The 26,618-nt window shown below is 36.8% G+C and carries 22 protein-coding genes; 15 read left to right on the top strand and 7 right to left on the bottom strand.

Annotated elements, in window-relative coordinates; all coding sequences use genetic code 11:
- Window positions 1-243: 243 nt before the first annotated feature.
- Window positions 244-630: a response regulator gene (locus CLW00_RS08730; protein ID WP_106133292.1), complete on the bottom strand. Its 387-nt coding sequence runs from the start codon at window positions 628-630 to the stop codon at window positions 244-246.
- A gap of 261 nt (window positions 631-891) precedes the next feature.
- On the opposite strand from CLW00_RS08730, the gene CLW00_RS08725 reads away from it, so the two are divergent.
- Window positions 892-1,626, top strand: a complete 735-nt coding sequence (locus tag CLW00_RS08725) for a LytR/AlgR family response regulator transcription factor (protein WP_106133291.1) — start codon at window positions 892-894, stop codon at window positions 1,624-1,626.
- Here the strand turns inward: CLW00_RS08725 and CLW00_RS08720 are convergent.
- A complete protein-coding gene (locus CLW00_RS08720) occupies window positions 1,623-1,991 on the bottom strand; it encodes a response regulator (protein WP_106133290.1) in 369 nt (122 codons plus the stop codon). The two genes, CLW00_RS08725 and CLW00_RS08720, sit on opposite strands and share 4 nt — an antisense overlap.
- Window positions 1,992-2,273: 282 nt before the next feature.
- Between CLW00_RS08720 and CLW00_RS08715 the strand changes: the two genes are divergently transcribed.
- From CLW00_RS08715 to CLW00_RS08685, 7 genes are all read left to right on the top strand, one after another.
- Window positions 2,274-4,931 (top strand): ATP-binding protein, encoded by a 2,658-nt coding sequence (locus CLW00_RS08715; RefSeq protein ID WP_106133289.1) that lies wholly within the window; start codon window positions 2,274-2,276, stop codon window positions 4,929-4,931.
- A gap of 162 nt (window positions 4,932-5,093) precedes the next feature.
- A complete protein-coding gene (locus CLW00_RS08710; protein ID WP_106133288.1) occupies window positions 5,094-5,324 on the top strand; it encodes a hypothetical protein in 231 nt (76 codons plus the stop codon).
- Window positions 5,325-5,515: 191 nt separating this feature from the next.
- On the top strand, window positions 5,516-6,028 hold the full coding sequence (locus CLW00_RS08705; protein ID WP_106133287.1) for a hypothetical protein: 513 nt from the start codon (window positions 5,516-5,518) through the stop codon (window positions 6,026-6,028).
- A gap of 377 nt (window positions 6,029-6,405) precedes the next feature.
- The gene (locus CLW00_RS08700) at window positions 6,406-7,497 is read left to right on the top strand and encodes a hypothetical protein (protein WP_106133286.1); all 1,092 of its coding nucleotides are present in this window, start codon (window positions 6,406-6,408) and stop codon (window positions 7,495-7,497) included.
- A 10-nt stretch (window positions 7,498-7,507) separates the two neighbouring features.
- Entirely contained in the window at window positions 7,508-8,239 is a 732-nt protein-coding gene (locus CLW00_RS08695; protein WP_106133285.1) for an outer membrane protein, read from the top strand.
- The gene (locus CLW00_RS08690) at window positions 8,217-9,083 is read left to right on the top strand and encodes a YjbH domain-containing protein (protein WP_106133284.1); all 867 of its coding nucleotides are present in this window, start codon (window positions 8,217-8,219) and stop codon (window positions 9,081-9,083) included. Before CLW00_RS08695 ends, CLW00_RS08690 begins: the two co-directional genes overlap by 23 nt.
- Window positions 9,073-10,206, top strand: coding sequence for a YjbH domain-containing protein (locus CLW00_RS08685; RefSeq protein WP_106133283.1), 1,134 nt, complete (start codon window positions 9,073-9,075; stop codon window positions 10,204-10,206). The genes CLW00_RS08690 and CLW00_RS08685 overlap by 11 nt, the downstream gene beginning before the upstream one ends.
- Window positions 10,207-10,455: 249 nt before the next feature.
- Here the strand turns inward: CLW00_RS08685 and CLW00_RS08680 are convergent, their stop codons facing one another.
- The 3 genes from CLW00_RS08680 to CLW00_RS08670 form a co-directional block, all read right to left on the bottom strand.
- Window positions 10,456-11,382, bottom strand: a complete 927-nt coding sequence (locus CLW00_RS08680; protein ID WP_106133282.1) for a hypothetical protein — start codon at window positions 11,380-11,382, stop codon at window positions 10,456-10,458.
- Between the two features lie 330 nt (window positions 11,383-11,712).
- Complete coding sequence (locus CLW00_RS08675; protein WP_106133281.1) at window positions 11,713-12,639, bottom strand: hypothetical protein; 927 nt, start codon at window positions 12,637-12,639, stop codon at window positions 11,713-11,715.
- 240 nt (window positions 12,640-12,879) lie between these two features.
- Window positions 12,880-14,310: a PAS domain S-box protein gene (locus tag CLW00_RS08670; RefSeq protein WP_106133280.1), complete on the bottom strand. Its 1,431-nt coding sequence runs from the start codon at window positions 14,308-14,310 to the stop codon at window positions 12,880-12,882.
- A gap of 577 nt (window positions 14,311-14,887) precedes the next feature.
- Between CLW00_RS08670 and CLW00_RS08665 the strand changes: the two genes are divergently transcribed.
- The 7 genes from CLW00_RS08665 to CLW00_RS08635 all read left to right on the top strand — a co-directional run bounded on the left by CLW00_RS08665 (window position 14,888) and on the right by CLW00_RS08635 (window position 24,139).
- The gene (locus tag CLW00_RS08665; protein WP_106133279.1) at window positions 14,888-16,000 is read left to right on the top strand and encodes a glycoside hydrolase family 130 protein; all 1,113 of its coding nucleotides are present in this window, start codon (window positions 14,888-14,890) and stop codon (window positions 15,998-16,000) included.
- A 393-nt stretch (window positions 16,001-16,393) separates the two neighbouring features.
- Window positions 16,394-16,576 carry an SDR family oxidoreductase gene (locus CLW00_RS08660; protein ID WP_425437947.1) on the top strand — a complete coding sequence of 61 codons (183 nt, stop codon included), beginning with the start codon at window positions 16,394-16,396 and terminating at the stop codon, window positions 16,574-16,576.
- Window positions 16,577-16,664: 88 nt separating this feature from the next.
- Window positions 16,665-17,711 carry a 2,3-diaminopropionate biosynthesis protein SbnA gene (sbnA, locus tag CLW00_RS08655; RefSeq protein WP_106133278.1) on the top strand — a complete coding sequence of 349 codons (1,047 nt, stop codon included), beginning with the start codon at window positions 16,665-16,667 and terminating at the stop codon, window positions 17,709-17,711.
- The gene (locus CLW00_RS08650; protein WP_106133277.1) at window positions 17,680-19,575 is read left to right on the top strand and encodes an FAD/NAD(P)-binding protein; all 1,896 of its coding nucleotides are present in this window, start codon (window positions 17,680-17,682) and stop codon (window positions 19,573-19,575) included. Before sbnA ends, CLW00_RS08650 begins: the two co-directional genes overlap by 32 nt.
- Window positions 19,508-20,941, top strand: a complete 1,434-nt coding sequence (locus CLW00_RS08645; RefSeq protein ID WP_170073193.1) for a type III PLP-dependent enzyme domain-containing protein — start codon at window positions 19,508-19,510, stop codon at window positions 20,939-20,941. The genes CLW00_RS08650 and CLW00_RS08645 overlap by 68 nt, the downstream gene beginning before the upstream one ends.
- Window positions 20,942-21,079: 138 nt before the next feature.
- Window positions 21,080-22,363: a hypothetical protein gene (locus CLW00_RS08640; RefSeq protein ID WP_106133275.1), complete on the top strand. Its 1,284-nt coding sequence runs from the start codon at window positions 21,080-21,082 to the stop codon at window positions 22,361-22,363.
- 450 nt (window positions 22,364-22,813) lie between these two features.
- Complete coding sequence (locus CLW00_RS08635; protein ID WP_170073192.1) at window positions 22,814-24,139, top strand: glycoside hydrolase family 68 protein; 1,326 nt, start codon at window positions 22,814-22,816, stop codon at window positions 24,137-24,139.
- Window positions 24,140-24,336: 197 nt separating this feature from the next.
- Here the strand turns inward: CLW00_RS08635 and CLW00_RS08630 are convergent, their stop codons facing one another.
- On the bottom strand, window positions 24,337-25,017 hold the full coding sequence (locus CLW00_RS08630; protein WP_106133273.1) for a LytR/AlgR family response regulator transcription factor: 681 nt from the start codon (window positions 25,015-25,017) through the stop codon (window positions 24,337-24,339).
- A gap of 169 nt (window positions 25,018-25,186) precedes the next feature.
- Window positions 25,187-26,596 carry a sensor histidine kinase gene (locus CLW00_RS08625; protein ID WP_106133379.1) on the bottom strand — a complete coding sequence of 470 codons (1,410 nt, stop codon included), beginning with the start codon at window positions 26,594-26,596 and terminating at the stop codon, window positions 25,187-25,189.
- Between the last annotated feature and the right edge of the window lie 22 nt (window positions 26,597-26,618).

Raw genomic sequence — 26,618 nt, 5'->3', positions numbered from 1 at the left:
ACAGACCACAGACCTTTTCATCCTTCCTCCCTCATCCTTCATCCTTTCTATTGCCTTTCCCTTCCTTCATCATTCATCATCCATCATTCGAAATTCGATATTTTTTCAAATTCCGATTCCTAATCCAATCAGCGATCGCTCCGATTTGCCCCTCGTAAACCTGCCTACCGGAAGGCTAGGTCGTAATTCGTAAATCAAAACACCACCACCACACAAAGCACCAACCTTTTCATCCTTCCTCCCTCATCCTTCATCCTTTCCTTTGCCTTTCCTTCCCTCCTCTATTTTTTGAAGGACGAGCTCCAGAAGTTTGGCTAATTCAACAGGCTTGCTGAATATCGATTCAAATAAATAAGCTTGATCAGCGATTTTTTCTATATCTCCCGCAGTCATTGCTATTACCGGGATGTTTGTATTAAGTGCTTTTACTTTTTTGGTGAACTCAATTCCATTCATTTTCGGCATCATGATGTCCGTGATGATGGCATCAAATTTTTCTTCAGCATTGTAGAATAACTCTAGTGCATCCTCACCATTGTCAGATGTCATTACCAAAAACTCTCTTTTTGAAAAGTACTGAGCGACAACCTTTCGGATGAGCATATCATCATCCACTACCAATATCTTCATCTTTTACGAGTGTTTTTCCTCTTAATCCGTGTAAAACTAAATACAAGTTTAATCATTTTTATTTTCCTATATAATTTCTGCAGATTATTGTAAATAATGTACTTTGATATTTTCAGTAGAATAACGATTACCTAATTCAACCTTTGTTTTTCTGATTTCTCTCACCTATTCATTTACCTAATTTATCACTATGTTTCTTTATTTCTTGATTCACCTTTTTATTCCTTTAATTCGAAGGCAGATCAAGATAAATATGTATTTATGATAGTGAACAACGTAGTGTTGGTAGAAGATGACCGTGAATTGGCAATGAACCTAAGGGAGTTGTTGGCCTCCTTGGGATTTAATGTTTCCGCAATTTTTGACAATGCTATTGGGGCTCAAGAGTTTTTGAGACTGAATAAAGTAGACCTTTTGATCTTGGATATTATGATCAAAGGAGATATGGATGGGATTTCATTGGCAAGGGAAGTTAAAAAGAAAATTGATGTACCTATTGTATTCATTACAGCTTACTCAGAGAATGATGTCATTAGAAGAGTGATTGATGTGTCCCCTGATGGGCATTTACTCAAACCATTTTCAAGGGAAAGTTTGAAAACCACGCTGCTTCTTTCATTATCTAACTATAAAAAGAGGCTAAGCTCTGGTGCTAAAAAGAAGAAGGAAGAAACTACCATTCAAATCAGAGATAAGGGCTTTATATCTTTAATTCCCACTTCAGAAATTCTTTATGCACAGGCTGATGGCTTGTATACAAGGATTTTTACAGTGAAGAAAGCTTTCATTATCAGGGATATCCTCAAAGACTTTGAAGCAAGGCTCGACCCTTCAGTTTTTATCAGGGTGCACAAATCTTACCTTGTAAATAAAAATGCCATTGAGCTGTTCAATGGAAAGGTTATTCAAATAAAGGACTATGTAATTCCGATTAGAAGAGGATTTTATAAGGAGTTAAGAGAGCTTGTGGGCTCCCATAGAGAAAGCAAAAATTAATCTTTCAAAATCGATTTGATAGATTTAATCAGATCAACGGTTTTTATTGGTTTGATTAAATATTGATCCGCACCCAAAGCAAAACTCTTATCCCTATCGTCTTGCTCTATCTTGGCGGATAGGAGTATAAAAGGGATATCCTTGGTCCATTCATTAGACCGGATTTGCTGAAGCAACCTATGACCATCCATTTCCGGCATCATCAAGTCTGAAATGATTAATGATGTTTTATTTGATTTTAAGTATTCAAGTACCTGATTTCCATTCGAAAAGTCAGAAACTTCAAAATTATTGATTTCTAAAATTTCTTTTAGGTTTTCTCTTAAAATCTCTTCGTCTTCAACTAAGACAATTTTTGGGTTCATATCTTACGCTACATTTGGGATCCAAGTATAAGCTATATAGAATAAAAACAGTAAATTCTTTGGATTTTTTTTCATGATTATTTTAGTTCTATAAAATTTTTATAAAAGCTACACGCGCATAATTTTTACTTAATTAAACTTTTTATTTACATAAATAAATAAAAGGTAATTTAATAAAAATGAAGTGAGCCGTATTAAACCCCCAGAACAAACAAATTAAAATTGTCATGATAAATTACAGAATTATTTTTTTTTTGATTTCTACCGGGATAAGTAAATACAATGATGATTAAATATAAAAGCGAAAATATAGAATTAATTATAGGTAAATCGATAGCTGCTGTTGTTTTAAGTGTATTGCTTTGTTTTAATGAGGTTTGTGCTCAAGATGTTGTCATAAAAGATCATACTTTGATCATGATAGACAGTCTCAATGATCTCAGCAAAAGATATTCTTTTGTGGACAATATAAAAGCTTTGAAGTATGCAAATGAAGCTTTAGAACTTGCGTTGTCATACAATTATGATGAAGGTCAAGCTTTTGCTTTTAGGAACATGTCTGCTGTTTATTCGGCCCAATATTCCTTTGCTGAGTCTATCGAATACATCAAAAAGGCTTTGGATATTTTTGAAACTTTAGACAATCAGGAAGGGATCGCTAATTGTAATATATCGCTCGGAAATACTTTCAATAGACTTGGTCAGGATTCAATTGCCTTTGGATATTATAAAATGGCCTATGATTTTTTTGACAATACCCAGGATATGGAAAGAAAATCCATAGCCTCACACAACTTGGGCCTGGCTTTTTTTATGCTCAGTGAAAAGGAAAATGCAATTTCTAAATTTCAAAAAGCACTGGAATTTAGTCTTGAACTTGAAAACTATCAATTGGCATCTTCTTGCCTGAGTTACCTTGGAGAAATAGAGTTTAAATCTGAAAATTTTGAATCTGCAAAAGACTATTTTATGAGATCCCTGGGGATATCGGATCAATTAGGCTCTGATGCCCAGAAATATGCGACCATGAGTGCCTTGTATCATCTTGCTTTGATTCACAAAAATGAAGATGATACCCAAGGTATGATGGAATATCTGGAGGCTGCTCTCAAAATGATTCCCAACCTGAATTTTTCATTTTTTGTCAATGAGGTTTACGAAGAAGTCATTTCCTATTATCAAGAGAGAAACAACTCCGAAATGCTTCAGTTCTATACCTCACAATTTGTGGAAATCCTGAAAGGCAAAAACAATAGGATTGCGGAAGACAAAACCAATATTTATCTTGACTTGATTAGAAGTAGAGAACTTGACAAAAAATATGCTGAAGCACTCAAAACCAAAGAAATCAATGAGAAGATTGTAGAAGCCAATTTACAAGAAATCAGAATACTGGTGATCACTACGGCTGTACTAGCCATTTTATTGGTGATCATTGTCTATCAGTTTTTTAGAAACAAAAAGAATCTCAATGCTATCAAGTCCATTTATAACAATGCTGGAACAGCCCTTGTCCTGATCGATGATGAAGGGGGCATTATCAGATGGAACAAGTTTTCAGAAGAACTTTTTGGAGAGGCCTCAGCAAATGTGCTTGGCAAGAATTTTTTTAGAGAATATGTTTCTAAGGACAGTAATATCAGACCTGCGGATCTTGAAAAGTCATACTTGAATGAATTTAGGATCATTAGAAAAGATGGCAAAGCCAAAGAAATCAGCGTTAGTTGTTCGCGGACATTGATCAATAGCAAGACATTTTATGTGTTCTATATTTTGGATAGGTCTGAGCTGAACAAACTTCAGCGCATGAATGATTTTTACCAGGTTATTTTGGAAAAAAGCAATGAGATTGCCAAAATCGGCACTTGGGAAATGAGTTATACCAGTTTTCTTAACAAGGAACTGCCGACCTTATCATCACAAGTCCAAGAGATCCTTGAAATAGATCAAATTTCGACACAAGAGCTACAGCAATTGACATGGACAAGTTTCTTCCCTTCAGAAGAACCCATAAACCGACTGATGGAAGTCTTCGAAAAAGCGATTGAATGCAATAAGGCCTTCGATTTGGAATTAAGCTTGATTTCTTACAAAGGCAATGATATTTGGATCAGATTTATTGGTAGCGTAGAGTTTCATTCTGTAGATGATATCAGGTTGTTTGGTACAGTTCAGGACATCACTGATATCAAAAATGGCATCAACCTCATTGAAGAGAATCTCAAAAAAGAGCAAGAGTTGAATAAACTTAAGTCGAGGTTTATTTCTATGGCCTCTCATGAATTCAGAACTCCGTTATCTACCATCACATCAAGTGTGGAGTTGATTCAGATGAAAATGGCAAAAAGCCCAAATTTGATTGTGGATGTATTAAACAAGCATACTACGAGTATCCTTACTCAAGTAGACAGGTTAGAGAAAACTTTGGATGGGATCCTGATGCTAGAAAAGTCCATGCAAGGGAAAATCAAAACCTCTTTTGACCGCATTGACCTGAGGGAGCTTTTTGGGGAATTGGTCGACACTATCAATGTAAAAGGTGATTCTCGAAAACCAAAATTGGTTATTGATCCGGAAGCCAGGTTTGTGATGTCAGATTTGAACTTACTACACCACGTGCTTCAAAACATCATATCCAATTCCCTGAAGTATTCGAAGGAAAGACAGGAACCTGAAATTTCAGTAGAAAAAATCGTCGATGTGATTAAAATCGAGATCAAAGATTATGGAATTGGGATTCCAGATTCAGATAAATCAGGCTTATTTTCTTCTTTTTATAGAGGCAAAAATACTACAGGAATCAAAGGTACCGGTCTAGGCCTTAGCATAGTCAAGGAGTTTGTCACCCTGATCGGTGCAGAAATCACCATCGAATCCGAGGAAGGCAAAGGTACATTGGTGTCTATAGACTTGCCCTTGTTTCCCCTGAGTCAAAATTAGATTGAAGAAAAAATCGTTTAAACGTTATTTCAATTGATACAAGAGTTAGTTTTTATTTTTGTATAGTAGGATATGTTTTAAACCAATAATCTAAAAGCGGTTCGAAGAATGTTAATTTTAGACTTATTTGTGGTTATAAACTCTTACTCAATCGCATATCCCATGAGTTTCAATTTTGGCTTAAAAGAGTTTTTATTTTTTGAGATTTCTCCGAGTATACTTGTTCATAAAGCTAATATTGAAGAATTGGTGCAGCTGACCAAGACCTCCTCAGGAATGGTCAAAAAGACATGTTGTAAAGATGAACAAGGCTTTGAAGCAAATCTAATTGAAAAATTTCGAAAGTATAATGAGGTAAATGGTAAGTTCAAGGTCTGTTCCCCAATTCATTAGTTTCCTAGAATTTGTCTATTTATTTACATCAATAAACATATCGTTTACCTTTTTTAGAATAATCCACCAATTAAGCTCTATTTAATAGAAAAATATGTCAAACGACTGTACCAGAAATAAATTATTCATAATCAGGTAATATCATGTTGAAAATTGAGAAATCTCATAAAATTAGCCTACTGACATTTTTAATGCTAATTTTCACACTACCCTTTAGCCTTGCTGCTTATCAAGGTTCTCAGTTTTTAGATGAGTTTGAAAGCCGTCTAGGTGCCGCTGCCAATAGTCCAAACCACTTTGTATTAGCAGTCAAAGATTGGGATAGCCTCAAGACTTACTTAAATACTGACAAGTCTCTATTGCTCAAAAAGCAAGATAGCCTTTTCAATGTTGTTGCCATGCAAGCTGCATTGTTGTCTGAAGAAAAAAGAGTCAACTCACTCCCCATTCAAACCGCTCGTGCTCATAACGATCCACTTCTATTGGCATTGAATGTGTTATTCGGGATCATGATCATTGGAGGTCTAATTTACATTTTCAAAATTAATTCAAGTTTTTCTGATGTAAAGGACATTTGTATAGACCTTGAATGCCGGTATGAGCAATCAAAAAAACATTGGATTGATAAGGAAAGGCAATTGAAAAGGGAACTGATAGATACAAGAAACAAATTAGAGGATTTTCAAAAAGAGTTTAGAGCATAAAGAAGAACGTTTCCCTTAGCTTTACAAAACCTTCCTTATATTGGTTTCCCTACCTCTTTCAAAAAATATGAGCGTGACGAGTATTTGATTTTTTTACCATTCATGTGCCTGAGAACTCTTAGGGATTTAGACTTAGGTGAGATATATACAACTCTTTGTATTGATGTTTTTTCCGCGTATTTACCTCATTTTTTTAGGAAGTTTCGGCCATTTCAATGAATTGCATCTAGCAAAATGCAGAGCATAAATAACTCCTTGTTTACTGTAATATACCTTTTGTTTACTTAATAAAAGGCTACCACATTTTATTATATAGTTTCGAAAATCCGAACCTTTAATTGTGGAAAGATTTACAACATTTTAAAATTTCAATGTTTATGTTTACTAATTTTAAACAGTTTTCAATAGAGGCTTTCATAATTTTTATGTTTGTCCCACTACTATTTTTCGCTTGTAGTAGTCAAGATCTTGAGTTTATCCAACCATATCAATTTATCAACAAAGATTTTGAGAGTATAGCTGAATTACCTCCTTTGGAAGAGGAAGAGCCTGTAATTCAAGAGCCTGAGCGTTCAGAAGTTACTAATTCCAATGCGATTGAACCGATTCTGCCGAACCTTTCAAGTGCTACCTCGGAAGATGATATTGATGAAACAGCTAAAGAATTCTTAGCCAATGTTTCAGATTTTGTTGTAGATCTAGATGATGAAACAGAAGAGCTATTGACAGGTGAGGCAAGAAACCTAAATTCAACTGCAGTAGATCAATTATTAGGAGAAGGTGTTGAATTAAATAACAGCATTCTCCAAATAGCTATTTTGGCAGCTGAATCAAGCCCGGTAAGTTCGCTTTTCCCTTCATTGATCTTGCCTCAGCTTCCTGATTTGCTTATCAACCCTTCAGGAAGGTTGACAGGAGAAGATGAATTTGGTTTCGACCTGGATCTTGAATTTGTTAGAGTGAGTACACTTGTAGGTTCATGTGCTGTTGCAGCAAATCAAGCTTATGATGAAGCCTTAGGACAATTAAATAATCAAAGGGCAATACGAATAGAAACCGCAAACCAAAATCTGAATAGAAGAGTGGCTGAGGCTGAGGCAAGGCTGTTAAGTAGAGATCAGGCGGCATTAGATGAATACAGAGCAAGCTTGACTACTTTGAGGGAAAACATTAATAATAACATAGATGCTGCAAACAATCTTCAGACTTTTAGTCCTGAGTTGGCGGATAATTTAAGATATTATACACTCCTCTATAGCTATTATTACAAATACATAATTGATCTTAACTATGATTTTTACCTTGAATACCATGAGAGATTGAGAGACAACGAGGTCGCTATAGCAGGCATATTGCTTCAGCAATCATTGCAAAATATCAATAATAGTTTCAATACAGCTAAGTCAAATCTCGATAATGTTTTACAAACCTCATTGAACAATTGTCATAACCAAGGATCAGGGAATTAATATATATCATATGAAAAGTCTATCATTTAAAATACTCATCTTATTAATATTTTCTTCTTCGTATTCCTCTGAATTATTTGCCCAAGTGCAAGTTTCGAAATTTGGGTTTTCCCTATCGCATTGGAATAGAACCTATGGAGAAGTTGATGAAAGATTCTTCTTCATAAATGCTCCTTCAGAACAAGGCGGTTTTACATCAGCTGCGCTTATGCCTGCTGTTTTTGCAGAGGTTAATCTCCATAAAGGATTGGCATTGGAAGGAAGGTTAGGGGTTTGGTCTTATACTTACACGGGCAGCTCTACTTTTGCGAATGGCCTAGTGGTGGAAGAAAGCATTCAGCAAAGGATAATTCCTGCAAGTCTTAGCTTGATCTACAATATTTCTATAAATGAAAAATTGAGTGCTTTTGCTGGTCTGGGGGTAAATAGATATTTCCTTCAGCACACAGCGGATAGAAACGTGACGACTGGAGAGGGAAATATCGCTCCAGTGGAGTTTACTGGAAATAATTATGGTATGAATGTCAAACTTGGTCTGGAGTATTATTTCACAGATAATATTGGCTTGGGGTTAGAAGGTAGATACAACACTGGGTCTTACAATAAATCGTATACTCCAGATTTTGGAGGGCCTTCTGTGACAAGAAATATAGAACTGTCAGGACTTGAATTTGGTGTTTCATTGAGATATCGTCTATTCAAAATGACTAAAATTACAGATGATACCGAGTCAAAAGATTAAACCACCATTTCCTATTGCGCTTTTAATCACCCCTGAATGCAAGTCCATACTCAAAGTATGGCTTGCTTTTTTTTGTTTTTTGTTTATTCCTTTTATCGGTCAGGCTCAGGTAAATGTATTGGGTAAAGCAGGGCATATCATGACGCCTTCTGCTAAGTGGCAAACTGATCGTCAACTTGGTTTTAGTGTAGCCTATATTCCACAATCCCACGCCATTAATCGCTTCATGAAAGATTATTATTCTGAGATTATTTTTGGTCTTAGGCTGGGATTAACGGATTTTCTAGAGGTCAACTTGAATATCACTCAGCTACCTGATCGAGATAGGATAGGAATTGGAGATAGACACGCTGATTTGAGGTTGCGCTTATTTAAAGAAAAGAAATTAATGCCAGACTTGGTATTAATATTGAGTCCTCCGGGTTCTGTTTCTGACTATTTAGGCCATAACGTAATCGTTGCATCAAAATCTATAACTGATACAGGAATAGGTTCCTTTGATTACACACTTGGATATGGATTACCTTATGTGCTGGATAGTTATCCCAATAACAGGAGATTTTTGGGCATAACAGGTCAAAGCTATAAATTTTATTCAAAATCGGCCCGCAATATCCGTTACCTCAATGGTGTTTTTACTGCCTTGACCTGGAAGCCAATTTCTTGGTTAGGATTGATGGTGGAATACGATGGTGAAGATATTCATGGAGGCTTGCTACTGAAGTTAAAAGAAGTGGGTTCAATTCAAGTCAATGCCTACGATTTTAAGAATTTGGGAGCCGCCTTTAATTTGTCCTTTCCTTTACAATTTGAGAGCAGAGAACTGAGAAGATATGGTAAATAAATTTTTCTTTTCATTTGTGTTGCTGCTTCATTTGTGCTCATTGGTCTCTGCTCAGCATGGAGTTAGAGCGCGTCTTTATGAGAATGGTTTTGAAAATGTCATGTTGAATGAGTCAAATGATACCCTAGAGGTTTATTTTGAACATAGGACTTTTCGAAATCCATACCAAAGCATGGTGTTTGCCAATAAGATAATCGGGGATGTAGGAGGGAAGGCCATTTTTTTTATCCCTGCTTATCACAATCAGCCCATCGGTAAATTTTCCGGTAATGATTTTGGATTTCATGATTTATCCAAAGAGAATACTTTGTTTTTCAATGAGAACAATGAAATCAATAAGGGGTACAGGTTTCATGTAAGGATCAGTCCTGATTTTTCTGCAAGATTTGGGAAGTTTGATGATCCCTTTCAAAACAAAACCAATCTTATTCTAGATACCAGGATATATCTTTTCTCCGGTGTAAGTTTGCACACCGGCGTTCTCCTACCAATCACCAATAACCTTGATGCCCAAGAAAAGAATATCAGGTTGGCGCCTTCTCATTTACATTTATTCCGTGCTGTTGAAAACAGGCATTTCTATTCCATAACAGGAGGTTTGTTCTTTTTCGATAGGTATGGGCTGGATTTTCAATACCGCTATATGCCTATGGACAAAAACTGGAGCCTTGGTGTAGAAAGTTCGCTCACAGGTTTCTATTTTCTCCCCAAATCGGGCGTTTATATGAACAGGCTTGATGAGTTTACCTTTTTATTAAATTACGAGTACCGGCTACCTAGGCTGCCATCCATTTCTCTTGGACTGACTGCAGGCCAATTTCTTTTCAACGATAAAGGGCTAAGAGGAGATCTTATCAAACAGTATGGCAATATCGATATCGGACTCTATGGAGCGATGACAGAAAATGGCTTGAATGTCGGTTTTCAGTTTGCTTTTCCATTATTTCCCGGTAAGATTCTTAGAAACCGGAATTTTGAATTGAGGTCTACAGAAGAATTCAGGTGGGAATATGGTTATAATAATGTTGATATCGTGGCTAGAAAATTCAGATTGGGCACTCCTAGATTACAGGATGTTTTAAGACAGTACCACCCCAAGTTTATTCGGTCTCAAAGACTTTAAAATCTCCCAATTAAAATAATTGTGTGTCATGATCAAGAAATGTCAGCACATATAATAAACATTAGAGAATAGCCTGCTTTTATGCTTTTCAACTCAATTGACTTTGCGGTCTTCTTACCGATAGTTTTTATACTCCATTGGTTAGTGTCTAACAATAACCTAAAACTTCAGAATTTTCTTATACCCAAATACCAAAGTGGCTCCTTTTTCAGTATGGTATCTCTAGAATTGTGAAGTATGAGGCAGTGCTTACTTACTCGTAAAAATCGTTTTTTGGTTAGTGATGGCCACGCCAACTTTTACATGATAGCTATCATAACTTTCAAAGTCATCAAGATAATATAGCCCTTCACTTGCCAATGAATTGGCTTCCCTTTTTTCGAAAACTACAGGTACTGTTTCGATTTTTGAAGCCAGCATGTTTCCGAGGTATGATGATATTCCCTTTTCACGAATCACTACAATCAGAGCCTCAGGTTTGATTATCAATAATTTATTGATCTTTTTGCCGATATGGTTTTTAAGGTATTGTGTGGTTTGAATTTTTAAATTTGCATCAATACTCTGGTTGAGCTTATTCTTCTGCGTATCGCGGCCCTTTTTTAGGCCATTAAAATCTAAATCAGTAAAAAACTCACTCAGGCCCGGGCCAAGTATATAGGATTGTTTTTCTTTTTCCGAGCTTGGATCGAAGTAGATACCTTCAAAATCATCCTTTCCAAATTTCAGTAAGATAAACTCAGGTTCTTTGATGGTTTTTGAAAGAGCGACAGCTTGGGCGTAAATATTGGGATAAGTACAGAAATCTTGGATATGTAAGAGTTTTGAGACCTCTTTACCTCTACTGATATAACTCAGTTTCTTTTGTTTTTTGATGGAGAGGTAATGGTTGATATTTTGATAATATTCCCGCAAGTTCAGACCGAGATTTACTTTGAATCTCGTTTTCCTAAATTTGAAATTTAGTAAGCCTGCGTATAGAACATAGGTAAACCAAGCATTTAAATCATTTGTATTAGAAGAGTCAGAACCTCCAATTTTGTAACGATATAAGTTTCCCTCAAAAGTTAAGGATTCATTCTTGTCATCAACTTCAGGTGCTTTTGTATTGATTTTATGGATAGATACATGATTTGTCAGCTCGTGACTTTTCAGAGAAGGTTTAGATGAATCCATAATTTTTTATTTCAAATTAGATGGAATAATCTCTCAAAAGTAAAAAAGGTAAATAAAAGCCAGAATAGGGGTAAAGAAATGTAATTACCTAAAATTGAGGAGGTAAGGATAGATACTAAAATATGAAAGGATGATTTTTAGGGATGTTTTAAAATGTGTTTCACCTAATTTGTAACAAACAGAAAAAGCAAATAGCTCCCACAAAGCCTAATGGGCTTTTTGGTTTTAGCCCATAGAAATTACCAATTCACTAATTGATTTATCTTACTGATAAAACATCAGGAATTTAGCTTATCCTATCAGGAAGTGTAAGTGGTATAACTATATTTTTTATTTACTGGTGAAAATTGATTTTCCTTTAGAAATGGCTACTCCTACTTTGGTATGGGAACTGTCCAAACTCTCAAACTCGTCAATTAAGTAAAGGCCTTCACTTGCAATTGAATTGGCCTCACTAATTACAAACTTTACTTTTTCAGACCTGATTTTGGAAGCTAAGATATCTCCAACATAAGGTGAAATGGCAGCGTCACGAACTACTACTATCGAGGCGTCAGGTTTCAAAGTGATCAACTTGTTTATTTTTCTTAAAATTTGATTTTTGATATATTGATTTGATTGAAATTTGATTTTGGTCTCTATTTGCTTGCTCTGCTTATTTTCTGCAGGATTGCCTCCGTTTTGTGGTCCTTCAAAATTAAAATCTGTCAAAAATTCACCTACTCCAGGGCCAAGAGTATAATGCTGTTTTTCTTTATTTAAAGTAGGGTCGAAGTAAATGCCCTCAAAGTCATCTTTCCCAAATTTAAGCAGGATAAATTCACTTTCATTGATGATTCTGGAGAAGGCAATGGCTTGAGCGTAAATGTTTGGGTAAATACAATAATCCTGAATCTGTAAGAATTTGGATAACTCTTTTCCTCTGATGAAGTAATTCAATTTCTTTTGTTTGCTGATAGAGAGGTAATCGTTGATGTTCCTATAGTACTCTCTAAGATTGAGACCTATGTTTACTTTGAATTTTGTGTTTCTAAATTTGAATTTGAATAAGCCTGCATATAAAACTTGATTCAACCAAACATTCACATTTTTTGTTTCTTGGCTGTCGAAATCTTCAAATTCGTAAGGATATAATTTTTCTTCAAAGGCTGAAGAATTGTGTTTTATTATAGTTTGCGGGTGTTTTTTTTCAATGTTGTGGATACTTGCATAATTTGGTAATTCATGACTTTTTAATGTCGAATAAAATATATACATAGCTTTTTTATTTTTAATGTATATCTAAAAATATCCTAAAATTTAAAAATGTAAACTAAAGTAACAAAAGTCGTAAAGAACAGTATTTTTACTTGTTTTGAGACTGTGGATTTTTAGTTTTTTACCGAAATAGTATAGTTTAGACTCTCGCAAAAAAACCTGTGATTTTGACCACTTTTCTATGGGAAAAAGCTCTAAATCAGCTTATAAATTTCAAGATTGTTTCGCTAAATAGAAAAGCTACTTCTCCTCTAGCTTGTCAACGATATCTATTTTCTTGGCGACATCTCTGATAACTTTATCAAGCTCTTCGCTTGACTTGTTGAGCAAATCTAAATATTTGCCAAGGTCATCATTATCTGCAAATTCTTCTTTCATCAAATGTATCAAACCTAAAATATTAGCCAAAGGTGCACGGACGAGGTGGGATTGCATCCAAGCGATATCCTTCAGGATAATATTTTGGTTTTTGATTGAATTCTGATGTTTTTTCTTTTCAGAGATGTCCAAACATATCGCTGAAAGTACGACTACGTTATGAATATAGATTCTCTGCAAATGCATCTCTACAGGATATGTGGAATTATCCTTTTTTACCAATTCTGTTTCAAAAATGTGTTTTGGGCTTAGAGATTGAAGCAAGGAAGCACAGATGTTCTCAAACTCTGATTTGGAAAAGTCATTGAGTAGGTCAATGAACTTCAAATTCAAAATATCATCTTTTGAATACCCAAGTTTGCTCAAGGCACAATCATTGGCATGGAGGATAAGTTGAGACTCAGGGTTGAAGGTGAAGATTTCATTGAAGGATTGCTCAATAATCTGATTCACTGTCTGAAGCTTTTCTGTAGTTTCCACAATCTCAGTGACATCTCTGCCTATAGATTGAAATTCTATGACTTCGCCACTTTGATTGAGGATCACAGTATCAGTCCATTCTTGCCAGATAATAGAACCATCATTTTTTATGGTTTTGTGTCTCTTGGTCTGTGTTGGATTATCTTTTGAAAGTTTACGGAGGTCTTTCAAAACATTCTCAATAAACTCTTCAGGAATAAATTCAGTAAATTTCCGGCCGATTAACTCTTGCTTGGAGTAGCCCAAACCTTTGCAATAAGCGTTGTTTAAGAATGAAAGTGTAGTGTCAGGTAAAAACCGGCAGATCATTTCATTCTGCGTCTGAAGGACAGACTCTAAAAAATCCTCATTCTCTTTGAGCCTTTTCTCTACATTCTTTCTGTCATCAATATTGGTCGCATTGAAAGATATGCCGATAATTCCCCCTTTTTCATCATAGGCAGGGTGGTAAGAGCATTTAAACCAGATTTTACTTTGATTGAAACATAGATTGATGTCGCGGGAAATAACTTCACCATTTAGAGACTTTTTAAAGTCAATCAAGAAATCATCTTTGGTTTCGGGAGTAATATAGGGTTCGAAATCACAACCAACTCTTAATTCTTCACCGAAAAGTGCTTTGGTATTTTCATTTGCTACTTTGTTGAAGTTTAATACTTTCAAATCGGGACTAATCAAGATATTCCCATCACTCGTGCTTTCAAAGTGAGCCTTGAGTTTTATTTGGGATTCATAGAACCTCTGTTGAAAAGTGGTTTTCTGCATGTTATCATTTACATTGACAATCAAACCATAGCCATCTGACTTTTTCATTTTTTTTAAAATCTTAATTGCTATTCGTTGATGCTTTTTCCGTATTTTCTTTATGATTGCTCAAGCAAAAAAATGAAGATGACGAAAAAAATTTAATCCACCAAAAGCAATTGATCTCAAAATTTTCAATCTGTTTCATTTTATTTTTATAATATATAATTTGTTTTACACACTATATAATATGGATTTTAATTTTAACGTTAAATTTTAGCTTTTAAATCACTATGTATATTCGTTTTTCACACCAGTAGAATCTAATTAATAGAATTAACCTGTGATTTCGAACCAATATGAATAAATATCCAAAATCTATTAGTATCCCTTTGCCAAGAAAACCTTGTTTAATTGATTAGTGGAATGATTGCGGATAATCATATAAATTATTCCATTGTTTTATGATTATGCGGTAATTTGTCAGGAGTAATGAAATTAAAAGCCCTCAAATGCATTAAGAATAAAATATCACAATTCTGGGCCAAGGAATTGCCTATCTTGAAAAAATATATATGTTCCTTTTGTTCTCTGCCGGCAAAGTGGTATTTGTAGAAATAGAAGAAATCCTAAAACAGAACTATAAATGATCCGAAATATAAAAATTGCCCTTTTCTTAGCCTTTTTCAGCCTTTCGCTCCATTCGGCCCATGCACAGCATAAATCGTGGATGCTAGGACCCTTTGAAAGAGAAGTCAACCAAAAACCAATTATTGAGCCTCGGGAAGATACAGATTTTGAAGACCCTATGACTGGAAACAATGTTTTTTGGGAATCTATGGCAACATTTAATCCCGCAGCGATCCTCAAAGATGGCAAAATCCATGTGTTGTATAGGGCAGAAGAAAAGTTAGGAGAAAATGAAATAGGAGGGCATACCTCACGATTGGGGTTGGCTACCTCTGAAGATGGTAAATCCTATCAAAGAGAAACTGAGCCTATTTTCTACCCCGCAGAAGACAATCAAAAAGAATTTGAATGGACCGGAGGAACCGAGGATCCGAGAATAGTAGAAACAGCAGATGGTAAATATGTGTTGACTTATACCCAATGGAACAGAGAATACCCACGCCTTGCCATCGCAACATCGGCAGATTTGAGAAACTGGGAGAAGCATGGGCCTGTTTTCCAATCCTGGAAGGATGGCAAATACCATAACATCGAAACCAAATCAGGAGCAATAGTAACGGAAGTAAAAGGTGGGAAGTTAGTCGCAGCCAAAATCAATGACAAGTATTGGATGTATTATGGTGTGCCACATATTTGGCTTGCGAGTTCGGAAGACCTGATACATTGGGAGCCTATCGAAAACCATGAAGGGAACCTGGCACCAGTTTTAAGCCCAAGACCTGGGTATTTTGATTCCTGGCTTGTAGAAGCCGGACCTCCACCAGTATTGACTGATAGAGGGATTGTGGTGATGTACAACGCTGGAAACTCGAATGAAATAGGAGTGAAGGACTTGGGAAACAGGGTGTACACTGGTGGACAGGCGCTTTTTGATGCCAAAGAACCTTGGAAGCTGTTGGATAGAACTGATCAGCCATTTATAAAGCCTGAAAAAGACTTTGAAAAATCAGGTCAATACGTGGACGGAACTACATTTTTGGAGGGACTGGTTCTTTTTGAAGGGGTCTGGTACCTTTATTATGGCACTGCTGACAGTATGGTAGGTGTTGTTAAATGGATCCAAGATTAGTAAATACAGGGACAGAATTTATATTTTAGAATGATCAATTGTATTGAAGTTGACCCATGGCTTCAGTGATCACTTATTTTTATCTTTTTAATATTTCTTTGAGTCATTGCGACTTCGTAGCAAAGTAAAAAACCCAATTCAGGAATCAAATTCCTCAACTTGATCAGTCAAGCTGATATTTGCTGTGTTCAAAAAAATAGATATCATAGTTTAAAAGATTATATTTTTAATGTTTAAACTTACATAAATCACAATTTTCTGACTTTAAATAGATTGGTGGAGTAGTATTTGTTTTAATTTTTATCCAAACGCAGTTTTTGGAAATAGATAACCACGACTAAACCACAAATTTCATGACTAAACCAAAAGAATTCCCTGAACAAAGCCAAGAACTTGGCAGAGAAAGGAATTAGGGTAAATGCAGTAGCTCCAGGCCCAATATGGACACCTTTGATAGTCGCTACTTTTGATGACATCCAAGACTTTGACCAAGATACCCCTATGAAGCGTGCAGGACAACCTTCGGATTTGGTCCGGCTTATGTCTTTTTGGGATCATTGGACAGCAGCTATATGATCGCTCAAGTGCTTCACATCAACGGAGGTGAAATTGTAGGCGCCTAACTCAATAAGTATTCGAACTTCTTCCTTAACACAAAATCTTAATGATTTCAACCAATAAAAATCAAATCATAGAAGGGCTTACAAAAGAGCCCAAAGTCACTAATGGTGTGACTTCTTTGATAGGTAATACAGGACTGATCCGCTTGACCAAACTCTTTCCAGAGAAGCAAGTATATGGAAAGCTTGAAATGATGAATCCAGCCGGTAGTATAAAAGACAGAACTGCAAAATTTATCATAGAGCAATCTTTAGAACTAGGATTGATCAACTCAAACTCATTGGTCGTAGAGAGCACCTCTGGAAATATGGGTGTAGGTCTCGCCCAAATATGCCTTTATTATGGACTCAAACTCAAGCTGATTGTAGATCCGTTTATCAATTCCCAAACCATGCAGTTATTAAGTGCTTATGGTGCGGACGTCGAAATGGTGGAGGAAGCAGATGCCTCTGGTTCATACCTTGAAACCAGGATTGGGAGGGTTCAGCAAATCTTAACCGAGCACCCCAACGCCTTCTGGACCCAACAATATGATAACACGCTGAACCCACTCACCCATCATCAGACTGCAGAAGAAATCGTCAATCAATTGGGAGAATACCCGGACTATTTATTGGCTGCGACAAGTACCTGTGGGACTTTGATGGGGCTTGCGGAATACAATGAACAAACTGGCCGTCAAATGAAAATTGTCCCAGTCGATGCCTTCGGTAGTGTGATTTTTGGTGGAAAACCCGAAAAAAGGGTGATCCCAGGCTTCGGTGCCTCAAAGACCTCAAGCTTGCTTAGGGAAGAACTACTGGAATTACCCATTTGGGTACAGGAACATGATAGCATAGCGGGTTGTAAAATGCTGCTGAGACATGAAGCTATCTTGGCAGGAGGCTCCACGGGCGCCTTGGTATCTGCCGTGGATACGCTTGACTTACATCCAGATGAAAAGGCAGTGATCATCATTTGTGATCGCGGAGAGCGCTATCTGGATACAATCTATTCAGATGAATGGATCAAAGAAACATTTGGAATAGAAATTTTTCATTCAATAAACAATAAGGTCAATGAAGGTGTGGAGCTCGAGCAGTTTAACTGATATCATCAGTCAAAATCAAAGGCTTTTGGCCAGTTATATCAGTGAAAGTTATTTGCCGGAATCCAATTTCCGTGTAGCCATTATCGGAGGAGGGCCAAAGGGATCCTATGCTATTGAGCGTTTGGCGAGTGTATGGAATACACATTGCCCCGGGAAGTTCCTGGATATCGTTTGTTTCAATTTATCCGCCGATTTTGGTTCCGGACCAAATTATCAAACACGGCAACCTGACTTCCTGTTGATGAATTATAACCTTGGAAAGGTTGATTTTTGGACCGATGAACCCGAACAGCTTGTTTTTGACCGTCCAGACCTTCGGGAGTTTTTGGAAAGGTTCAAAAATGAATCTGAAATGGAGGTTGATGCTGAGGATTACTGTTCACGTGCCATTACAGGCGTGTACCTCCAATACTGCCTCTGCAAAGTCATAGATGCACTTCCGCCAAATATCCGGTTACATCTGGTCGTAGATGAAGTAAAGTCTATTTCAGAGATTTCAGATAGCCTGATGCTCGATACGGGAAGTGGAATGCACTTTGGTTTTTCTGAAGTGATGTGTTGTACTGGGCACTCTTATCGGTTTGGAAAAGAGTATGATACCAGAAATTCAGTAAAAAAGATAAGTGATGTTTCTCCGCTTAATCAAACTGTTTACCCAGCTGAGAACCTTCAGAAGAAGGATTTGAAAGGTAAAGTTGTGGCCATTAAAGGCATGGGTTTAACTTTTGTAGATGCCGTGTTGGCCTTGACAGAAGGGAAAGGGGGAGTGTTTAAAAGAGAAAATGGCAGTCTCAGGTATATGGCCTCAGGAAAAGAGCCGAGTGAAATATTGCCTTTTTGCAGAACGGGCCTACCCATGATTGCGAGGAAAGAGGATTTCAATAGTGCCGATTTTTCTTTGAGATTTTTCACAGAGGAAACGGTTCAATACCTACTTTCCAAACATGACAAACTGGATTTTAAACTACATTTACTACCATTTATTCAAAGAGAGTTTCGATTCCAATATGTAGTACATCTTTTGAGATTCAGGTGTAGCAAAAATATTCAACCGGAAAAGACTTTACCAGAGCTGGAACTGTATGCTTCAGGAATATACCCGGATTTTGAACCTTTCGATTTGGAGGAATTTTTATCACCTGAGTTACCAGCCCTCGATTTCCACAATGCTGTAGTCAACTATTTACGACAAACCGTTTTTCCGGAAAATTGTAATGAAATGCACCAATCAAAAATAGCAATGTCAGCCTTGTGGCGGAAAATAAACCCCATTCTAAACACCGTATATTCCTTTGGTAAACTCACAGGGGAAAGCCAGCGGTATTTTGATCAGCACTTTTACGGCAGGTTTCAACGTGTTTCTTTTGGGCCTCCAAAAGAAAATATGGAAAAGATATTGGCTCTTGCTGAAGTGGGATTATTGCAGTTCGATCTGGCAAACAAACCCAAAGTATCGATCAAAAATCAGTCTACAGACGTAATTTTAAGCCATAAACAGGCCTCTATTTCAAAATCAGCTGTTACACTGATAGATGCCAGGATTCCAAAATCCGGGGGTTTGGCTACCCAGCCAGAATATATCAAAAAACTTGTATTGCAGATGAAAGCAAGCTTTTTTGTAAATGAAAAATACAAAACCGGTTGCCTGGAAATTGATCAATCAGGAAGGTTGAAAAAACAAAAACAGATCTGCTTTTACGGCACTCCTACAGAAGGCTGGACCCTTGATAATGAAAGCCTCTCAAGGGCAAACAATAACTTCCTTTCACCTTGGGCAAACCAAATCTCAAAAAACTATGTCAACATCAAAGATTCCAAAGTTAACACCAATTACCCACTCTTGGATCAAGGAGCTAACAGCTAACCTAAACGTAATCAATGGCTGGATGAAAGAATACAGCTCACCAGTTAACCTCTTGAATCTGAGTATTTACAAACAGAATTTCCTGAAATATGACAAAATATTTGAGAAATATGGGATAAAAAACACCATCTTTTTTGCCAGGAAAGCCAATAAATGCAAAAGCTTTGTTTTGGCAGCAAAAGAAGCTGGTTTTGGAGTGGATACTGCGAGTTTGAATGAAATCAAAGATTGTGTGGCTGCTGGAATAAATCCCGATAAAATCACTGTCACAGCGGCAGTGAAAACGCCTGAACTGCTTGAATATGTCGTTGCACATCAAATCCCGGTTATTTTGGATAATAGGGATGAATGCGAGCTATTGCATCAAATTCTTGTAAGAGAAAATAAAACTTTACAGGTTGGATTCAGACTGAGTGGTTTTTGGCATGATGGGGAAAAATTATATTCCAGATTTGGTTTTGATGTAGATGAAATCGTTGATTTTATCTCAACAAATGTCTCAGAGTCCGGTAGATACAAGCGTTTCATTTATCATGGATTGCACTTTCACTTGAACGGATACAGCATGGAACAGAGGATCAATGGCTTGTCTCAAAGCCTTGATGTTGCCGATGGACTTGCCCAGTTTGGGTTGAAGACATCATTTATTGACATGGGTGGAGGCATTTTGATGAATTATTTAAGTCATTCGTCTGAATGGGACGCTTTTCACAAAGAACTGAAGCAAAGCATCCAACCCGGTAAAGAAGAGATCACCGTTCATAAAGATTTGTTGGGGATGATCAATGTCGAAGGAAAGCTGATAGGTGAACCAAAAGTCTATCCATATTTCAACGAAACCTATCAGGATAAATTTGTTGAGAAAATTCTGATTGGAGAGAAGGATGGAGTGCCATTGTACTCGCATTTGGCTGAAAGAGATATCGAGTTGAGGATTGAGCCAGGACGGTCAATGTTGGATCAGGTCGGGATTACGATAGCCCAGGTGGCTTTTAGAAAAAGAGATTCTGAAGGAAGGCTACTCGTAGGCTTGGAGATGAATCGTACGCAGATGTTCAGTTCGAGTGCAGATTTTCTTCTTGACCCCATTTTTCTTCCTCTCAAACCCGAAGAGGAGTCGCCTTGCGAAGTATACTTTGTGGGGGCTTATTGTTTAGAGCAAGAGTTTTTATTGAAAAGGAAGATAACACTTGATCAGCTTCCACAAATTGGAGATTTGGTCTGCTTTGTAAATACTGCTGGATATATGATGCATTTTTACGAAAGTGAGGCACACCTGTTTGACCTTGCCCAAAACCTGATTGTAGAAAAGAATAAAATGTGGGAAGCCATACCAGATTGGAAATACTGGGCAAGCCATACATAGCTTTTTTTCTTTTGAGAGCAAAGAGCCTATTGATGTTAAAAAATTTTGATACTGCTTCCTGACAGGATTGCGGACATACTTGTTTTTTGATATATTCAAAAAAATTAAACAGCTCCGATTTGTCAAACACTAATGCCGATGTCTAAGAAAAAAAAGAAGCCACAGCAAACAAAAATTTCTCCTAAATCTTACCTGAAACAAAGAGGGCGAAGCTTACCTATTTACAAATGTCTAGTCAATGATGAATGGGAAGAAAATGGGATGGCCCAAGTGATTGTTGTTAGAAAGCATGTCAATGGAAATATCACGTTTGGAGCTTTTTTGATTGACATCTGGGAGAAGGGCTTAAAAGATTCCTTTGTGGGTTTCAATGAATCTGAAGAATTTTTGGAAGATATCCAAGAAAAATCTCCTTATGATTTTATAGAAATTGAGTACAATCTGGCACACAATATCGTTTATGGAGGACTTGAATTTTCTCAGGACCAGGGGTATAAGACTGAGAAAGATTTTAACTGGACAAAATATATTTTGGAGGAAGATACAGAGGATATTCCAGTGATCGATATTTCTTTTGGATCGGGTGATTGGACTGGGGACGAAGATGATTCTGAGAATGATGATGAGCAGGTTGATCCATATAAAGGAGTGGATTTAATTCTCTCCCTTACTGATCGGGTAAAGGAATTGACATTTGGAACTCAATGGCTGGCTCCTGACTTCGCGCAAAAAAGAATAGATGCCGATAAGGGGGTTGATTTTAAGGAATTAGATGATTTAGAGGTAGATAGAAAAGAGATAACTACTCTTTTTCCGGTTCTTTTGGAATTTGAAGAGATAATGGATGAAGAACATCCAAATGAAGAAGACCTGAAAGAACTTGCGGTAAAAATTGAAGGATTAATTCAAAAAAATGAAGAGATTCCTCAATTTTATGAACTGCTTTCTAATATATATCTTGAACTTGAAAATGATGATAAGGTTTACCAGACAATTCAAAAACAATTAAATCGGTTTCCCAATCACTTTACCTCAGTATTTATTTCCGGAATTAAGCTCATTGATTTGGGGAAAATAGAGGAAGTTGAAGCATTGGTTGGAGATGCTTTGGATGTGAAAGATTTTAGGGCCGGTTTTGCCGGACTTAGCGAGTTTGAAGTGGGTCTATTTTATGCCCTCTTATGCAGTTATTTCATGGCCAAAGAGGAATTTGACAAAGCAGAAGTGTATTATCAACTGGTACGCAAACTTTGCGTTGATGGAGAATCTTTGACTACCGGCCTGCAGTTGGAAGTACTTCTTAAGTTTGCGAATCATAGAAGAATCAGCATAGAAAAATTCTATAACAAACCGTTCATGGAAGTTCTTAACCAAGAAAATATAAAGGAAAAAATTACAGATGTGTTGATAAAGAATAACTAATTTAAAAATTGGGCTATCCGGTGTAACCGTATGTTGATGCTGATATCCCGTCAAACCAATCATAAGTATCCGAGAGTCTTTTGACTTGAATGCTATAGAGTTAAAACGCCAACCCTTTTTAGTAGCAAAAGGTTGTTTTTCCCACTAATTTTTTTTCACCTTATTACCTTTTTTTTTCTTAGATCAGACCGTTTTTTTATATACAATTCCTTAAAATAGTTATATATGTATGTGATGTGGTTAATCCCTGATTTGCCAGTTTTCAGGACTTTATTTTATTAATAAATCCTCTCATATGCCTGTAAACATGATTTTTTTCACAAGAGGAGTTAGTTGTTTCAGTAGAATACTTGAATTTTGAATTTTTAACAAAAAACGAAATAGTTATAGTGTCGTAAGCTGTATGATATAGTGTATAATATTTTGTTAATAAATTTAAATTTTATGATTATGAAAAGAAATGTATGGCTCCCATTTTTAGTAGCCGGAGGATTTTTCTTACTCACTTCCTGTGATATAGAAGATAAGCCTACTGTTGACGATACAACAGATCCGGCAGAGGTACAAACTGTAGAGTGGACTGCTGAACAAGTCAAGATGATTTCCAGGAATCCGGGAAATACGATTCCTAGAGTGGATTTTGACGAAGGTGTCGACCTGATGCCAGGTTACCATCAGTGGGATTACTGGCCAATCCTCAACCTTGATGGTTCGATTGCCAGGATCAATGGATACCGTGTGATGATAGTTTTAACAGCTCCTGACACTGTGCTGTCTGGCAAACGACACGATATTGTAAGGCATCGATATGCCATTTCCAGGGATGGTATCGACTGGGAAGATGCGGGTATGGTATTTTCGGAAGACGATATCATTGGTTCACGTCAATGGGCTGGAGCAGCATATTATGATCAAGGCTTGGTGTATTTCTATTATACAGCTACGGGCGATAAAGGAGAAAATATGAATTCTGGCAGATTGAATAGTGGTGTCCCTGGTGAGGAAGGTGATATTTCCTTTGAACAAAGGATAGCCCTTGCAACGGCCCAAGTGGGCAGTCAATCGGACAGTGTAGTCTTTGAGAACTTTAGTCAACATAGAGTTCTACTGCAGGCTGATGGTCAAATCTATCAACCTGCCACAGGCATTGATGAAACAGGGACTGTATTTGCATTCAGGGATCCGTTTATCTACAGAGATCCGGAGACCAACAAAATCTATATGACATTCACTGCTAGAGAGGCTGGTGATATCACTACCTACAATGGTGCCGTTGGTTTGGCTGAGGCCGTAGACAATGATTTGACTAACTGGAGACTACTGCCTCCTTTGGTAGTGACAAACATCAATTCAGAATTGGAAAGGCCACACTTTATCAAACATGACAATAAGTACTACTTGTATTTTTCTACCCATATAGAAAAATTCTCTCCGGAAGTAATGGATAGGGTCAACTCTCCTGAAGGAATGTATGGATTCGTCAGTGATGATTTCCTCGGACCATACGAACCGCTCAATGGAAGCGCACTAGTGGCAGGGAATCCAATAGAGGATCCTTATGCTACCTTCTCTTGGCACGTACTACAGGACAACACTGTATTGAGTAATACCAACTATTACAATATACAGCCTGGATTAGAAGTCGGTGAGTTTGGCGAATTGGGAGAAGAATGGGATAAGAAACACTTTGGAGGCACACTTGCCCCTAGGTTGGTTCTTTCCGTAAATGGAAATGAAGTTTCAATTACCAACAGACTTCCACCTTCTTTACCGTAACCTTTTATAAAATGCCGGATTTTTTCCGGCATTTTTTTTGAAATAATGTGAGGACATTCCAGATATTGGCCAATTTCAGAATTGGCTTTTGTACCTACCAGCCGCTCAGGATTGACCAAGTGTAATTATAAGAAAGTAAGGAAAAAGTACTTTCAGCACTGAGTAAGGGCTCTTAAGATTTGGTGTAAAAATGAAATTTATTTCATCTTTTCTACCAATTCCTTATGAAAAGCACCACTAACAGGTACGATTTTTCCCCCGGTAGATACCTGATGTTTTTCAATTTTCCGGATTTCCTTTGAGTTGACAATGTAGGATCGATGCGTCTTGACAAAATAAGATGGAAGAAGTTCTTCAGTTTCGGAAAGTGTCATCCTGCTTAGTATTTTTTTATCAGATAAGTGGAAGTTGACATAATTGCCATTTGCTTCGCAATAAAGAAGCTCATCAAAGTTTATTTTAACCTGTTCAAATCCTGTTTTGATAAAAATTGAGGAGGATTCACTACTAGGGCTTTTCTTTAATTCATGCCATTCCTGAGCCTTCTGGCATGCTTTTAAAAAACGGCTTAGATTAAATGGTTTGAGCAAATAGTCGATTGCGTCCAATTCAAAACTTTTAACTGCGTGTTCTGAATAGGCTGTAGTGAAGATCACCATTGTTTCTTTCGGCAGTAAAGTAGCCAACTCCATTCCTGAAATGTCAGGCATTTTGATGTCTAGGAATATCAAATTGGCAGGATGGTCTTTTAGATACTCCAAAGCCTTGATGGCATCTGTAAATGTAGCCGTCAATTGTAGGAAAGGTACTTTTGAAGCATGAGCCTTGATGACTTCCAAAGCCATGGGTTCGTCGTCTATGGCAATTGCTGATAACATTTATTTTGTATGTCAAGGTTATTAATGAAATAAAATAGAAATATAGTAGAAATAAGGTTGAAATAATTTTCAAGTACCATACCTAAATTTTGGTTTGATGGTGGGAAATTATATCGCCGCAGACATATTTCAATCATCTTTTGCACAGCATATATCTACCATTTTTCAACTATCCCAATTTAATGCTTAAATGAACAAAATACTCAGTTTCATTTTCTCGGATTATCAATTCATGCTTATCAGGATATAGTAATTTCAGTCTTTGCCTGACATTTTCCAATCCTATCCCAGATGATTTTTTTTCTGGATCATCCTCTTTATCCCTGTGAATGCTGTTGTTGACATCAAGGTGAACAGATCCTTCAAGGCAGCGAAGGCTGATTTTTACCCATGACTTTTTTTGAAGACTGATTCCATGTTTGAATGCATTTTCTACAAAAGGAATCAAGAGCATGGGAGAGATTTCACCATTGCAGGTGTCTTCATTTTTGTTAAATACAATTTCTATATTCTCCTGATCCTTTATTCGTAGATTTTGTAGGTCTACATAGTTGATCAGGTATTCTTTTTCGCGGCTGACTGGGATTCTTTCCTGGTTATTTTCATGTAACATAAAGCGCATCATGTCACCCAGTTTTTGTATTCCTTCTGAGGTACGTTCTGCACCTTCCTGAAGGGATGTTCCGTAAAGTGTATTCAATGCATTGAAAAGAAAGTGGGGGTTGATCTGTGATCTCAGAAAAGCCAAGTTGGCCGAACCTTGATCCACCTTGACCGCTAGGGTATTGAGCTGACCAAGATAGTGGTCATATTTTTGGAACAGGAAATTGGAGATGGGGATGATAAGGACCATGACTGCCAATATTACGATCAAGCCAACCAATAAGGCAAGAGGTGTACGTTCGGCCATGGAAATCACAAAAAACATCCCCGCAATAAAAACCTGCAAAAGGATATAAAATGCCCTTGCTTCAGAATTTCTTCCTCTTTTGCTGTAGCTGTAAATCAGGAAAAAATTATAGGCTATGACAGTAATGATGGATGGTACAATAACTACAAATAAAAATGCTACAACTTCTCCCGCTATGTTTTGAAATTGCAATAAAAAGATGACTACAAAAATATATATCAATAACAATCGCAGTGAATTATAAAGCCTGTAGTCCTTTTCTTCCCGAACTAAAAATATCTGATTGAGGATATAAACGATTGCTCCGTAGCCGGCATATATGGCCAGGGTATTGAAATAAAATGGCATCAGAAAGTCTGAAGTAAAGTTTGCTGAGACAGAAAAAGCGCCAATGATAATGAAAGATCCCAGAAAGAGGAGAATGGAATATATTACGAGTTTTACTTTTTTCTGGTCAAGCTGATAGGTCGGGAAAACCCTGACATGGAATAGGTAAAATGTTACCATAAAAGTCAAGGGGATAAAAATCTTGGCAAAGTATAGGGTTCCATCTTGACTGCTTAAGTTGAAACTAGGGGCTGAAATGATGTTGGAAATGATGATACAGACAAAAAGGAAGGTAATTACCCACCATTCAATTTGCTTGAATGGTAAAACTTGATCTTTCATAATTTTTTTGTTTTTGTAGCTC

It is taken from the genome of Mongoliibacter ruber, assembly GCF_003003005.1.
Lineage (GTDB): Bacteria > Bacteroidota > Bacteroidia > Cytophagales > Cyclobacteriaceae > Mongoliibacter > Mongoliibacter ruber.
Note: the sequence above shows the minus strand (reverse complement) of the source record. Positions and strands in the feature narration are given on the sequence as shown.

Bases quoted from the DNA above. Each gene is read 5' to 3' on its own strand.
- CLW00_RS08700 (WP_106133286.1), top strand. From the start codon at position 6,406: ATGTTTACTAATTTTAAACAGTTTTCAATAGAGGCTTTCATAATTTTT.
- CLW00_RS08710 (WP_106133288.1), top strand. From the start codon at position 5,094: ATGAGTTTCAATTTTGGCTTAAAAGAGTTTTTATTTTTTGAGATTTCT.
- CLW00_RS08725 (WP_106133291.1), top strand. From the start codon at position 892: ATGATAGTGAACAACGTAGTGTTGGTAGAAGATGACCGTGAATTGGCA.
- CLW00_RS08715 (WP_106133289.1), top strand. From the start codon at position 2,274: ATGATGATTAAATATAAAAGCGAAAATATAGAATTAATTATAGGTAAA.
- sbnA (WP_106133278.1), top strand. From the start codon at position 16,665: ATGATTTCAACCAATAAAAATCAAATCATAGAAGGGCTTACAAAAGAG.
- CLW00_RS08635 (WP_170073192.1), top strand. From the start codon at position 22,814: ATGAAAAGAAATGTATGGCTCCCATTTTTAGTAGCCGGAGGATTTTTC.
- CLW00_RS08625 (WP_106133379.1), bottom strand. From the start codon at position 26,596: ATGAAAGATCAAGTTTTACCATTCAAGCAAATTGAATGGTGGGTAATT.
- CLW00_RS08675 (WP_106133281.1), bottom strand. From the start codon at position 12,639: ATGTATATATTTTATTCGACATTAAAAAGTCATGAATTACCAAATTAT.
- CLW00_RS08645 (WP_170073193.1), top strand. From the start codon at position 19,508: ATGTCAACATCAAAGATTCCAAAGTTAACACCAATTACCCACTCTTGG.
- CLW00_RS08730 (WP_106133292.1), bottom strand. From the start codon at position 630: ATGAAGATATTGGTAGTGGATGATGATATGCTCATCCGAAAGGTTGTC.
- CLW00_RS08690 (WP_106133284.1), top strand. From the start codon at position 8,217: ATGATACCGAGTCAAAAGATTAAACCACCATTTCCTATTGCGCTTTTA.
- CLW00_RS08640 (WP_106133275.1), top strand. From the start codon at position 21,080: ATGTCTAAGAAAAAAAAGAAGCCACAGCAAACAAAAATTTCTCCTAAA.
- CLW00_RS08650 (WP_106133277.1), top strand. From the start codon at position 17,680: ATGAAGGTGTGGAGCTCGAGCAGTTTAACTGATATCATCAGTCAAAAT.
- CLW00_RS08630 (WP_106133273.1), bottom strand. From the start codon at position 25,017: ATGTTATCAGCAATTGCCATAGACGACGAACCCATGGCTTTGGAAGTC.
- CLW00_RS08695 (WP_106133285.1), top strand. From the start codon at position 7,508: ATGAAAAGTCTATCATTTAAAATACTCATCTTATTAATATTTTCTTCT.
- CLW00_RS08720 (WP_106133290.1), bottom strand. From the start codon at position 1,991: ATGAACCCAAAAATTGTCTTAGTTGAAGACGAAGAGATTTTAAGAGAA.
- CLW00_RS08685 (WP_106133283.1), top strand. From the start codon at position 9,073: ATGGTAAATAAATTTTTCTTTTCATTTGTGTTGCTGCTTCATTTGTGC.
- CLW00_RS08670 (WP_106133280.1), bottom strand. From the start codon at position 14,310: ATGAAAAAGTCAGATGGCTATGGTTTGATTGTCAATGTAAATGATAAC.
- CLW00_RS08705 (WP_106133287.1), top strand. From the start codon at position 5,516: ATGCTAATTTTCACACTACCCTTTAGCCTTGCTGCTTATCAAGGTTCT.
- CLW00_RS08665 (WP_106133279.1), top strand. From the start codon at position 14,888: ATGATCCGAAATATAAAAATTGCCCTTTTCTTAGCCTTTTTCAGCCTT.
- CLW00_RS08680 (WP_106133282.1), bottom strand. From the start codon at position 11,382: ATGGATTCATCTAAACCTTCTCTGAAAAGTCACGAGCTGACAAATCAT.